The organism is Gemmatimonadota bacterium (genome assembly GCA_016720805.1).
Lineage (GTDB): Bacteria > Gemmatimonadota > Gemmatimonadetes > Gemmatimonadales > GWC2-71-9 > Palsa-1233.
Genome location: JADKJZ010000014.1, coordinates 1011442 through 1023734, shown reverse-complemented (window position 1 = coordinate 1023734; position 12293 = coordinate 1011442). Strand labels below are relative to the sequence as shown.

Sequence of the window (12293 nt, the reverse complement as noted above, 5' to 3'; positions counted from 1 at the left end):
TCGATGACGGCGCCCAGGGGAACTCCGCTTTACTTCTTGTCGCCGGCGCAGCGAACTCGCATCAGGCGGAGTTCGATGCTCGGCTGGCCTTCCCCTTCATTGCGCGGGATCAATGCGCCGTCGGAGGAACGGCGGTAGATGATGCGCTGCGGAAACTCCTTGCTGGTCCGCTCAAAGAGCAGATACTCACTCGCCTGCCGGACCAGCTTGTACACGTGCTCCGGCTTTCCATCGGCCGCGGCGGCGAAGACGATCCCCGAGTCGGTGGCCTCGATCCGAGTGAACTCGTATCCCGTGGCCCGCCCGTTGGTGAGGTAGCGGGTGGTGGCCAGCATCAGGTTTTCCGACGCGGCACTCCAGTCTTCCTCGACGCGCGTATCGTTGCCGGTCTCGGCCGCCCAGCACCCCGACATCCACTCGACCTTCTCGAGCTTGAACAGCGGCTTGGCACGGGCCTTTGACTTGGCCGAATCGGGGGTGGCGGGCTTGGCATCGACCTTCGGCAGTGGCGTCTGGGCCGAGGCTACGGCGGGGACGAGCAGCAGCAGGGCGACGAGCGGGAGTGAGCGCATCGAGGGACCGGGTGACTGGGGGGCGGAGCGACTGGCGGCGAATCGAATACTTACCCCGAGATACGCCGGAAAGGATCCCTTGGTTGCAGCGGGCCGCGGGACGGATCGGCGCGGTGCCATGGGCGCCCCACAAGGAATGCCTGCCGGATCGGTAATATTCCGTGGAGACGTCCATTCCCATCACGAGGCCACCATGACCCGTCGCGCCACCCTCTCCGCTGTCCTGTTCCTGACATTGGCGCCCCTGGCGCTCACCGCCCAGGTCACGCCGCCGCCCGGCTGGGCCTGGCACCACGACGTGCGGGGCGCCTCACCGGACTCGGCCGGATGGGCGTTCACCTCGATGGCGCCCGGCTTCCACCTCACCACGACCACCTCGGGGGCGACGCTCTACCCGACCGGTCACGTCGTCGAAGGCCGTCGGGGCGCCGAGGCCAAGGTGATCCTCTTCCCTGGAACCGGAAGCGGCGCCTATGGCCTGGGTGTGACGAGTCTCGACGCGCCGGGTGAATGGGTCGGTGTGCTGGTCCGTCGGGACGGTTCGGTGGCCGTGGCCCGGGTCGAGCGCGGGAGGGAGACGCCGGTGGCGGCGTGGCAGCCGGCGCCGGCGGTCGCCAGGCCGGACTCGAATGGCTACTCGACCAACCTGCTGCGGATCGCGATCGGCACCGACGAGGTCAGCTTCCTGGTAAACGGCAAGGTGATCGGCTCGATGCCGCGTACGTCGCTGCCCAACCGTCCCGCCATTGCCTTCCGCATGGGGCCGGCGCTGAACATGCACGTCACCACCTTCGACATGATCACGCCGATGGCGCCGGTGCCCGCAGCGAAGAAGGCGCCCTGATCCTCAGGCCGCGCGACCCTTCGGCTGGTGCCGCTGGGTCGCGTAGCCGACGATCAACCCGACGATCATTCCCGGGATCAGGATCTCCCAGAAGTAGACTTCGCCCGTCTCCGGATTCTTACCCAACGCGAACGGAAGCGCCAGCAAGCCGCTGACGAACGTTCCCGCGACGATCCCCACCGCCATATTGTCGACCTTCTTGGCGATGAAGCCGATGATCCACCCGGCGACCAGTCCCTTCCCCATCGATCCCACGACGATCATCATGATCTGCGGGGCGACGGCAGGCGCCGAGACGAGCGCGGTGAGGCCGTCGAAGATGCCGAGAATCCCGCCGAGAATCAGACCGAAGAGTGGCTTGCCCATCTGGAACTCCTGCATGAGAGTGTCGAATGCGTGCACCCGCGGGGGGCGGGCGCTGCTCTTCCATTACCGATTCGCGGGCGAATCCTTGCGGCGCCCTAGATCCCGCGCCACCACAGCACGACGAGTCGCATCACCAGGTACGCCGTCACGAGCAGCAGCGGCGTGCGATACTGCGTCGCGAGTCGAAGCACGCGCTCGCCCAGCGGCTCCAGATAGGCGTGGACGGGCGCCCCATCCTGAAAGCGCGCCAGGTCCGCCCGGAATTCCACCACGGTGGCGAAGCGATGCTCGGCGCGGGGTGCCATGGCGCGGTCGCGGATGGCGGCCAGCGGCTTGGGCGGCGCGACGGAGAGCGACCGCAGCAGGTCGCGGAGGATCGCCCCGAGGCCGTACACGTCACTGCGCGCATCACCATCCTGGCCGGCTGCCTGTTCGGGGGCGTGATAGCCCGGGGTGCCGACGATTGCGCCGTCCTGGCTGCCCCCGTCCGCGACCAGCCGAGCGACGCCCCAATCCAGCACGAGAACTTCCCCGAAGGGACCGAGCATCACGTTGCGCGGCGTGAGGTCGCGATGGATCACGCCGTTGGCATGGGCAAAGGCGATCGTGTCGGCGAGACGGATCATCACACGAACCACGTCACCAAGTGTGCCCAATTGCCCCCGCGCGCGATCGAGCGGCTCGCCGACCACCAACCGCATGGCGTACCACGCCCGGCCGTCACTGAGCATACCGGCATCATGCACCGCAACGATGCCGGGGTGTTCGAGCTGCGCGAGGATCCGTGCTTCTCGCGCGAGTCGAGCTGCCCATGCGGCGCCGCTGAGGTGTTCCACGAGGAGCTTCACGGCAACATCGCGCTCGAGCAGGGTGTCGCGGCAGCGCCAGACCACGCCCATTCCGCCACGACCGATGACCTCCTGCGGGAGGTAACGGGGCGGCAACTCGGGGAGCATCAGTTCCGCCGTGAGGTGCGCGACGACCGCATCAGAGAGGTGCGTCACGGTGGATCGATGCCGAGCAGGTCGCGGACATCCTCACGATATTCCTGATCACTTCCCGCGAGTTGGCGCACCACCTCGAGGACGTGGACGCGAAAGCGACGGCGTGCCCAGGCCAGGTGGTTGATCACCTCGGAGTCGGTGAGCTGATGGCTGGCTGCGAGTTCGGCGTAGCTCGGTCGCTGCTGTTCGGTGACGTCGGCCAGGTCGTAGGCACGGAAGAGGGTCAGGTGCAGGTGGCGTTGCTGCGCCTCGGCTTCGGCCGTCAGCGCATCGACCGACAGGGACAGTACGCTGCGCACCCACTCGGCGCGGAAGCGGATTTCGGCGGGATCGTCTGGGGCGAGCAACTGCTCCGCCACGTCATCATAGGCGACTGCCTCCATCGCGCCGCCTCGTTTGATGCGGCCCACCGACTCCAGGTGATGCCCGACAAAGCGATCCGCGCAGAGCCGGAGAAAGGTCCGGAAGCGCGCCCGCTCGGGGTCGAAGCGCTCCAGCCATCCCTTGTCGAGTGCCGTGGCGAAGAACTCCTGCACGGCATCCTCCGCATCGGCGTCGCCGAGGTGCCAGCGCCAGCGGAAGATGTCGAGCACCGGCGCGCGATAGGCGCGATAGAGCAGGTCCGCCGCCGCGTGCCGCCGATCGGGATCGGTCGACGCGAGCGCGGTCAGCAGGGAGAGGCGAGTTTCAGGGAAACGAGGCGTGCGTGGACTCCGCGTCAGCGCGTGAGGCGGGGGCGTCCAGCGACGCACGCCATCACCCCGTTTCGCCCTGCAGCTTCGCCATTCGCTGCCGCACCTCGCGGACGCGCACCTGCAGGACGGGATCCGCCTTGGCCCACTGCTCGGTGAACTGGCCATACCGCTCCAGCGCCTTGGCCCGATCTCCCTTGGCCTCGTACAACTCCCCAAGGTACTGCAGCACCGGCGCGCGCCACTGCATGTCCAGTTCACCCGTGGCGTCACGCTCCGCGAGGAAGCGCTCGAATGATGCGATCGCGGAGTCGGCTCGGCCCAGTTCGCGATAGGCCAGGCCGCGCACGAGTGTCGCCATGCGCGGTCTGGTCGAGTAGCGCTGCTCCGAGAAGGTGAAGTCGCGGATCGCGTCCTCGTAGCGGCCCTCCGCGAAGGCCACCGCGCCGGTAAAGCTTGCCCGGACGCCCTGCGAATCCGCGGCCAGCGGAATAAGGTCGCGATCCGCCCCGGCGAGCGCCTCACGCGCCCACTTCGGATCCTTCGCCATCACGCCGAAGTTGCGCAGGTTGTACCAGGGGCGCTCGCTCGGCGCGAGCGACATGATCGGCACCCTCGCCAGCGCGCGCTGCACCGTCGCGGTGCCTGCGGCCTTGCTGATATACATGAGCTCGAAGTACACGCTGTCCATGGCAATGCTGAGCAGGTTGGCAGGCGTGGGCTGGGCCCGATACAGCGCCTCGGAACTCTTCGCCTGCCACTCCCGTGCCTGGGCGAGCCGACCGCCGTACTCGCTGAGGCCCGCGACCCCCTGCGTCGCGCGAACCGTCTGCCGCAGGGACTTGGGCGCGGCGGCCACGGCGCGACTGATCGATTCGGCGCGGACGATGTTTCCCTTGGCCCACGCGGTGTACCACTCGGCTTCCCAGAGCCCGGCGTTGCCGGGGAATCGCTCGCGATACTGCTGCACCGTGGAATCCAGCGATGCGATGCGCCCGTTGGCGATCTGTTCGGTCAGCAGGTTGGTGTAGGCGCCCCCGAAGGTGTGCTTGAGCTTGACCACGCGGCGATACAGCGACTCCGCGGCCTCGTGGTCGCCCATCTCCCCGAGCACGACCGCGGCATTGTTGATCGCGGACGTACTGGTGGAATCGATGACCGCCGCGGCCCGGTAGGCGGCGATCGCCTTCTGACGATCTGGCGTCGGCCCCCGGGTGTAGTAGAACCCCTCGGTCAGCTGCCGTTCCATCTCGGTCAGCCGTTCCCGGTGCCGGTAGGCGGTGCTGATCGCGGCGATCATCCGTGGTCGATCCTGATCCTCGTTGTTGAGCAAGACCGAAATCTTGCGCCACGCCATCGCGAACGACGTGTCCAGCTGTACCGCTTCCTCGAGCAGCGCGAGGCCGCGCTCGCTGTCGTTCTCCTCGTCGGCGACCCGCGACCCCTCGACATACTTGCGCAGCGCCGCGAGCGACGGCGTGGTCACCCGCTCGAGCTCGTTGCTGGCGCGGATGGTCCGCATCGACTCGCCGGCCTTGGTGCGCACCTGCTTGGACAGCTTGCCGATCGCCGCGAGGAGCGCGTCCTGGCTGCTCGCCTCTTCGCGGAAGAGTGCGAGGTCCTTGCCATCGAGCGCCGTCACCAATCGCGCCGAGACGATGTAACTGGAACCGAGTTGTTCGATGCTGCCGTCGAGCACGGCCTTGGCACCCTCGCGGGTCGCGATCTCGCGCGCCAGATCGAAGCGGAGCGCGCTTTCGATCGGCTTCTGCATCATCGTGAGCGCTTCGCGGATCACCGAACGGGTCAGCACGCGCAGCGACGATGACTGCGCCAAGTCGGTCCGCAGTGCTTCGGCCACCGTCGCGCCCAGCGTCGAGTCGCTCGGCGGCGAGGTGAAGTCGGCCACCATGAGCGTCTCGCGCTCGCCGAACGCGCCCTGCCCGCGCAGCGAGGCCATCGGGCCGATCCCGAGCGCGCGCATCACCATGAATGTGACCACCAGCGCCGCGAAGCCACCGACCGCGATTCCGCCACCGAGCCACGCCCGCCGCCAGGTGAGGTGCGGGGAGGCCTTGATGGCGAGCGTGGCCATCGTGCCTTGCGGTACCACGGTGCCGGGGGTCGCGGTGAAGGCGCGGTAGGTGGTGCGCTGCGCGAACGCCGTGAACGCAATGACCGGGAGCCCGGCCAGCATCACGGCAACCGAGCCGGGGAGCACCCATTCCGGCAGGCCAATCGCCAGCGTGGCGGCCCAGGCCGTCAGTGCCACCATCGCGGTGGCCGCGGCCCAGAGTGCGGTGGCTCGACCGAGGCGGATACGGCCACCCTGCAGGATCGCGGGCGTTGAGGCGCCAGTGCCACTGGTCGTGACGGTGTCGAGGACCCGCGCCACAGCACGAGCCTCCTGCGGTCGACCTTCCGGCTCCTTGCTGAGGCATGCCATGACCACGGCAGCAAGCGCGGGGGGACACTCGGGACGGACACTGAGCAGGTCGCGGGGTGTCTCGCTCATATGTGCGGCGAGCAGCTTCGACGGTGAGCTGGCCTGGAAGGGCGGCTGCCCGGCGATCAGTTCATACGCCATCACGCCGAACGCGTAGAGGTCGGCGCGATGGTCGGTGTCGGGATCGCCGAGCGCCTGCTCCGGCGCCATGTAGGCGGGTGTGCCGATCGACATTCCCGCCTGGGTCAGCGTGGCGTTGGCATCGCCCTGCGTCGTGCGGGCGGCGTTGATCGCCTTCGCGATGCCGAAGTCGGTGACGGTCGCGCTGCCGCTGGAGAGGAGGACGTTGTCGGGCTTGATGTCCCGATGGACAATGCCGTTGCCATGCGCGTACGCCAGCGCACGCGCCACGTCGCGCAGAATCGACACCGCCTCGGCGAGGGGCACGGGTCCCTTCGCGAGCCGGTGCCGCAGCGAGTCGCCATCGACGTACGGCATCGTGAACCAGGGGACGCCATCGGTGTCGCCGGCCGTGAGGACCGGAACGACATGCGGATGTTGCAGCTGGGCGGCGAGGAGGACTTCGCGGCGAAAACGCTCGACCGAAATTCCGGCGAGGAGTTCCGGCGCGAGCACCTTGACGACCACCCGGCGGTTCAGGGCATCCTCGCGGACCAGGTAGGTGCGCGACATGCCACCGCCGCCGAGTTCACGCTCGAAGGTGTACTGACCTGCCAGCGCGTTCTCCAGCTTGGCGCGGAGCGCATCCATCCGGGGGCTCGATTGTTGGGGGGAACCGACGAAAATTGGGTCCGGAGGCGCCAATCGGCAAGCGCGACACCCGACTATCGAAGCAAAACCACCAGAAACGTCAATACCACCGCCACCGCCACGAACCACCAGAGCCACTGCCCCCCGGACTTCACCTCGACCGGGGGCCGCAACGGCATCGGGATCAGCCGCGCAGCCTGTTCCTGCCGCCTGAGTTCATCGCGCAACTCGGCCACGCTGTCGAACGGTTTCGCCTCCTCAGGATCCAGCGCCCGCTGAATCAGGGCCGCAAGCGGCGCGGTCGGCGCGCCCTGACTCGCGGTCAACACGTCGCGGAGGATGGTGCCGAGCGCCACCAGCTCGGCGCGCGCATCCCCGGCGGCGAACGGGAGCGTGACCCCGCGCGACGTCACCTCGCGGAGCACCATCCCCGCGTCGCGACCCTGGTTCAGCGCGTCGCTCAGCCGCGCCATCAGGGCGGCGACGTCGCCGGAGCTCGTCAACCCAAGGCGGGCCGGGACACCGCCATCGAGCAGCTGACGAAGCGCATAACCGATGCGCCCATCAGGCAGCGTCGTCGCCCCGGCGACCGTGACGACATCCGGAAATTCCATCGCCGCAAGCAACTGCGCCGAGCGGGTCAGTTCGACGGTGCCGCCGCGCGACGGCACGGGAAGCGTTTGCTGGAGCTTGAGGAGATCACCGCGCAGCTCGGTGACCGACTGATACCTATCGGGCGCCTCGGCATCGACGGCACGGCGGATGATCGTCTCCACGACCGGCGGGAGCTGCGCCGTCCCCTTTGGCAGCATGGCGCGGAGCAGCGTCCCCAGGCCGGTGACCTCGGCGCGGCCGGCCGCGATCGGCGCGCCATCAACGGTCACCTCGCGCAACACCATCCCCGCCGCCTTTCCCTGGATCAGGAGGTCCGCCACGCGCGCCACCAGCTGCACCGCCTCGGGCGTGCGTGTCGGTCCGCTGGCAGGGAGCGCCCGCGCCTCGGGAAGGATGCGGAGGTCGTACCCCGTCTTTCCGTCGGGGAGCGGTTCCACATTGACCACACGCACGACGCCCGAGTGGTCGAGCATCGCGAGCAACTCCGCGACGCGCGCCGAAAGGGCCGCGGCGGCGGGCGACGCGGCCGCGCCGGCGACGGTCACCCCGGGCGGGGCGAGGTCGGCGGCGGGAAGGGTCGGGCGCGAAATCGGTGAGGTCGTGGCGTGCTCCGGGCGGGTGGGGCCTGCTACCGACTCCAACGATAGATGTGTCGCTCGAAGAATGCCTCGGTCGGGGCAAAGCGGAGTTGGCCTGGCCGAGAGTGAACAGCGACAATTTGGGGTGCTGCGTCGGCGGATGCAGTCAGGTCCTAGTAGAGCTCCCGCGGCCCCGAGGGGAGCGCGTTGGCCATCTTGAGCAAGGCCAGCCCCGCACTCCAGAGCTGGTGCCCCTCCTGCGCGTTCGGCGACCACCATTGCACGAAGGTGTAGCCGTTGGCATCGACTCGCTCGAAGCGCCAATCGGAGCCATCGAGTCCACCGGGCGTTCGCGACTTGACCTGCCAGAGCCCCAGCCGCTCGAGGGTCGTGCGCATCGCCTTGCAGTCGCCCGCAAGCAGCGGCACCGAGTCCTGCCGGATGATCTTGCCCGGGGTGGTCCCGATGGCCTCTGAGAGGCCGGTGCTATCGGGCGTCCCCCAGAGCGTCTGCTCCGCCGTCATCTCGGTGGCCATGACCGCGCATTGCTTCGGCTCCATGACGAATCGGACCGCCACGTAGGGATGGAACGACCGCGCCCATACAAAGCGGATCACGGTCGTGCCGGGGCGGAGTTTGGCCCCGACCAGGGGCGGCTCGCCCATCTGCCGAACCGCAGTGGTGACGTAGTCGAGGGAACCCGGCAGTTGGGAATATGCGGCGCGACTGGTGTCCGCCGAGTATACCACTGCGGGGCCCTCGGGGTGTGGGGTACACGCGGCGGCGAGCAACACCACCGGAAGGAAGCACTGCCGAGCGAACGGTTGCATGCAGCTCCTGCGCACGGACGGGAGGGGGCGCCAGCACAGCACGGCGGCTGCCGGAGGATCTCCCCGAATCACGCGCCACGCAACCGCCACGGCGCCGAGCCTAGCGCAGCACCCGCACTCCCACGCGCAGCGCCCGACCACTGCCAGGGGTGAAGTGCAGCTCGGTGACCGGCCCGGCCTCGCCGCGAAGCCGTGAGGTGGTCGCGAACTGCGCCTCGTTCCATTCGACGTTGAAGAGGTTTTCGACGCCCCCGATCAGCACCCATCGCCCCAGCGCGAGCTCCGCGGAGAGCTCGGTCACCGTGATGCCCTCGGCGATCACCTCGCCACGCTCATCCGCGGCGCGCGCGGATGTTTCGTACGCGCAGGCCGGCCGTCAGTGGACCGCGATCTCGCAGCGAGAGCCCGACCGTGGCCGTCACCGTCGGGGCGAGCGGGATCCGATCGGCGCCCGGTGGTTCGTCCCGGAATCGTCCCCGCGCCAGGTTCAGGTCCGCATCGGCCCAGACCCCTGGCAGGAGTCGGACGCGTCCCTCGAGGTCCGCACCGATCCGGCGCGTCCGGCCGCTGGCCTCCGTGACCCCCTCGTCGCCGACGAAGACGAGCTCGCTCTCGAGCGTCGTCTGCCAGAGCGCCGCGGCGACCGAGCCGCCCGACCATGTCCGCCGGGCGCCGAGCTCCATGCCGAGCGCCCGTGGGAGGACACCATCACCCCGGGTGGCGTGCACCACATCACGCGCATCGTTGCTGTGGAATCCCTGCCCGACCTGCGCCGTCACGCGCACACCTCGCCCCACCATCGCGTCGAGCGCAAGCCGCGGCGAGACCACACCGCTGGAGCGCGCTCCCGCGATGCCGCCATCGCCATTGGTCCGGTCGACCACCGACTGACGGAAGAGGTCGGCGCGCAGGCCAACGGTGGCATGCAGCCGCGGACTGAGCACCATCGCCTGGGAGATCGCGGCGAAGTAGTTCGCCTCCGCAATGCCCGAAACCACTCGGTCGCCGCGCACGACGCGCCTCGTCTGGTCACGCAGGGCGACGTCGACGCCGTCGGCGCGCAACCCGGCGAGCACCGTCAGCTCTCCACTCCGTCCCAACAGCGCCCATGGCCGTGCCATCTCGGCCTGCACCCCGCCGAGGGTGCGCGACTCCGTCTGCACGATGCCATCACCGTTGACGGAGTCGGCCAGGAAATAGGTGAAGTTGGAATAGAGCGCGAAGTCGGACCGCACCGCATACGCCCGGATCTGCCACGGCGTTTCGACACCCCGCGAGCGGATGGCCACGGACACGTCACCGCGACTGGTGTTCCCCCCTTCGGTTGGATCGATCGAGCCGAAGCGCGAGATCGTCCCCGCCGTGACGGCCCGCCTGGGGATCTGCCCCGAGGCATCCCAGGTCGCATCGAACGCCGACACCGAGGTGACCAGTTCGGCACTGCCGCTGATCGGGGCCGTGAGCTTGGCGAAGGCGTTGGAGCGCCGATAGCCCTGCGGCGCCTGGAAGGGGCCGTCGGTCCGGGCCGTGGCGCCGGCGACATACCCGCCGAAGGTCCCCGGACCGCCCCCGAACGGGACCAGGAGTCGAGCGCTCGCGGTGTTGAAGGCACCGGTGCGTACCTCGGTGCTCGCGCGGGCGATGCGATCCAGCGTCGTGAAGGCGACGGCCCCGGCAGTGGCGAGGTTGCCATCGCGGACGTCGAACGGTCCTTTCCGCACGTTGAGTGCGCCGACGACTTCAGGGAGGAGAAAGTGCAGGTCGGCGTATCCCTGCCCGTGCGCATGACTGACCATGTTGACGGGAGTGCCGTCGACCGAGACGGAGACATCGGTGCCATGATCGGCATCGAAGCCGCGCAGGAAAATCTGCTCCGCCTTCCCGCCGCCACCATGCTGGGCGATCACGAGCCCCGGGACGAGGCGCAGCAATTCCTGTGATGACTCATGCGGCCGCAGTGCGAGATCAAGGTCGCGGAGTTCCTGGCTGCCGCGCTCGACCGTCAGGGGGGAGGTCACCGCGACGATCGGCGAGAGCTGGATGGGGGCGGGGCGGAGCTGGATCGTCGCCGTCGAGGCGACGACCCGAACCGAGTCTGGGGCAAAGCCGATCTGCGTGACGACGAGCCAGTCGCCCTCGTTGGCCGCGATGCGGAAGTTGCCCTCCCGCGACACGAGCGTGCGCCGACCATCCTGCCGCCGGGTGACGGTCGCTCCGGCGAGCGGGGCGCCGCCCGCCGCCGAGTGCGCCTTCCCGGCGACGACGACGGGGGCCTGCGCCTTGAGGAGCTGGGGGGCGGAAAACGCCGCAGCGCAGAACAACAGGGAGATTCGATACCGCATCGGGGGCGTCCTCGGCTGGGTTGGCCAGAGTACGTCCCGGGGGTGGAAACGGATTGCTCGTGCCGGGAACTAGCGGGCACCGGTCACATTCACGCGATACACGGTATAGGAGACGACGCCGTCGGCGTCCTGGCTGCGCATCCACAACAGCCCGTTCGGGAGCATGCTGCCGAGCAGGGCGTCGGAGCGCCACGAGCCGAGAAAGGCGCCGTCAGACTCGCGGTAGACCTCGAGGATGGCGTCAACGTACCGTTCGATCCCACCGGTCGGCACCAGATTCTCCCCGCGGTACTCCTGCGCCGGCGGTGACGGTGGTGGCGCCTTTGGATCGGCCTTCCACTTTGCATCGGCCACCCGAAAGATCGCGAAGAGCAGCCCGTACCCGGTCACGCCGATGCCGGTCAGCGTCGGCGGCGTCGGCGTCCGCAACTCGCCGAGGCGCTGGGACTTCTCCACCATCTCGGCGTAGGTATATGGCTGAAACCACGACGGCCTCCGCGCGACATCCAGCAACACCTTTCCATCGGGCCCCACCTTCTGCAGGTGGTGGGAATATTGCGCGCTGCCGGCCCACGCGCCGCTACTCGGGGACGCAGCCAGCGCCACCCAATTGGAATAGGGATCGCCGGCGACGCGCCCGCCTTGATTCCCGATCACGATCTTGGTCGGCACCGGACCGAAGCGACTGATCAGCTGCGCCTTCGGCGTCAACAACACGAATCTCCGCTCCGCGGCGTTCATGATATTGAGCAGCGCGCGACCGTCGGTGAGGACGATGTGTTCGAAGCTCTGCGTGCCCTGGGGGAGCGGATCACTTCGCCCGTGGCCGCTCGTCACCGCGATGGTGGTGAGACGGTCGTAGCTCAGCAGGCTTAGCGAATCCCCTCGGGCACGCGCGAGGGATAAGATGCCGCGGTACTCGCCCGGGCCGTCCCCCATCGTGCCGATCGTCCCGAGCAGCTTCCCCGTGCGGTCATACCGGAGAATCGGCTGCTTGGCCATGTTGTCCGAAACCGCGAAGCCGCCATCGGCGAGCATCACCGCGTTCGCATGCTCTGGCGCGAGCTCCTTGTCCGTGGCCTTGCCGATCACGGCGACCCTCTCGAGCGTCACGGTGCACACCGGGCACGTGCCGGCTTCGAGTCGGATGAGCGATCGCGGCTGCTGGGCGGTGGCCGAGCTGGTCAACATCGCGAGGGCGACGGCGGTCAGGCGTGTCAGCACGAGCGTCTA

The 12293-nt window shown here is 68.7% G+C and carries 11 protein-coding genes; 1 reads left to right on the top strand and 10 read right to left on the bottom strand.

What is annotated here, in order from left to right:
- Positions 1–29: 29 nt before the first annotated feature.
- Positions 30–572 carry a hypothetical protein gene (locus IPP98_15005; protein MBL0180404.1) on the bottom strand — a complete coding sequence of 181 codons (543 nt, stop codon included), beginning with the start codon at positions 570–572 and terminating at the stop codon, positions 30–32.
- Positions 573–765: 193 nt separating this feature from the next.
- On the opposite strand from IPP98_15005, the gene IPP98_15000 reads away from it, so the two are divergent.
- On the top strand, positions 766–1416 hold the full coding sequence (locus IPP98_15000) for a hypothetical protein (GenBank protein MBL0180403.1): 651 nt from the start codon (positions 766–768) through the stop codon (positions 1414–1416).
- Between the two features lie 3 nt (positions 1417–1419).
- Here IPP98_15000 and IPP98_14995 read toward each other — a convergent pair whose 3' ends face one another.
- The 9 genes from IPP98_14995 to IPP98_14955 all read right to left on the bottom strand — a co-directional run bounded on the left by IPP98_14995 (position 1420) and on the right by IPP98_14955 (position 12284).
- Positions 1420–1782, bottom strand: coding sequence for a hypothetical protein (locus IPP98_14995; protein ID MBL0180402.1), 363 nt, complete (start codon positions 1780–1782; stop codon positions 1420–1422).
- 95 nt (positions 1783–1877) lie between these two features.
- Complete coding sequence (locus IPP98_14990) at positions 1878–2786, bottom strand: serine/threonine protein kinase (GenBank protein ID MBL0180401.1); 909 nt, start codon at positions 2784–2786, stop codon at positions 1878–1880.
- Positions 2783–3538: a sigma-70 family RNA polymerase sigma factor gene (locus IPP98_14985; protein MBL0180400.1), complete on the bottom strand. Its 756-nt coding sequence runs from the start codon at positions 3536–3538 to the stop codon at positions 2783–2785. Before IPP98_14985 ends, IPP98_14990 begins: the two co-directional genes overlap by 4 nt.
- 4 nt (positions 3539–3542) lie before the next feature.
- On the bottom strand, positions 3543–6695 hold the full coding sequence (locus IPP98_14980; GenBank protein ID MBL0180399.1) for a protein kinase: 3153 nt from the start codon (positions 6693–6695) through the stop codon (positions 3543–3545).
- 74 nt (positions 6696–6769) lie between these two features.
- Entirely contained in the window at positions 6770–7855 is a 1086-nt protein-coding gene (locus tag IPP98_14975; GenBank protein ID MBL0180398.1) for a hypothetical protein, read from the bottom strand.
- Between the two features lie 206 nt (positions 7856–8061).
- Positions 8062–8718 carry a hypothetical protein gene (locus IPP98_14970; GenBank protein MBL0180397.1) on the bottom strand — a complete coding sequence of 219 codons (657 nt, stop codon included), beginning with the start codon at positions 8716–8718 and terminating at the stop codon, positions 8062–8064.
- 100 nt (positions 8719–8818) lie between these two features.
- Complete coding sequence (locus tag IPP98_14965; protein ID MBL0180396.1) at positions 8819–9040, bottom strand: hypothetical protein; 222 nt, start codon at positions 9038–9040, stop codon at positions 8819–8821.
- Between the two features lie 10 nt (positions 9041–9050).
- On the bottom strand, positions 9051–11060 hold the full coding sequence (locus tag IPP98_14960) for a TonB-dependent receptor plug domain-containing protein (GenBank protein ID MBL0180395.1): 2010 nt from the start codon (positions 11058–11060) through the stop codon (positions 9051–9053).
- A gap of 69 nt (positions 11061–11129) precedes the next feature.
- A complete protein-coding gene (locus IPP98_14955) occupies positions 11130–12284 on the bottom strand; it encodes a hypothetical protein (protein ID MBL0180394.1) in 1155 nt (384 codons plus the stop codon).
- Positions 12285–12293: the final 9 nt, after the last annotated feature.

Bases quoted from the DNA above. Each gene is read 5' to 3' on its own strand.
- IPP98_15005 (MBL0180404.1), bottom strand. From the start codon at position 572: ATGCGCTCACTCCCGCTCGTCGCCCTGCTGCTGCTCGTCCCCGCCGTA.
- IPP98_15000 (MBL0180403.1), top strand. From the start codon at position 766: ATGACCCGTCGCGCCACCCTCTCCGCTGTCCTGTTCCTGACATTGGCG.
- IPP98_14995 (MBL0180402.1), bottom strand. From the start codon at position 1,782: ATGGGCAAGCCACTCTTCGGTCTGATTCTCGGCGGGATTCTCGGCATC.
- IPP98_14980 (MBL0180399.1), bottom strand. From the start codon at position 6,695: ATGGATGCGCTCCGCGCCAAGCTGGAGAACGCGCTGGCAGGTCAGTAC.
- IPP98_14970 (MBL0180397.1), bottom strand. From the start codon at position 8,718: ATGCAACCGTTCGCTCGGCAGTGCTTCCTTCCGGTGGTGTTGCTCGCC.
- IPP98_14960 (MBL0180395.1), bottom strand. From the start codon at position 11,060: ATGCGGTATCGAATCTCCCTGTTGTTCTGCGCTGCGGCGTTTTCCGCC.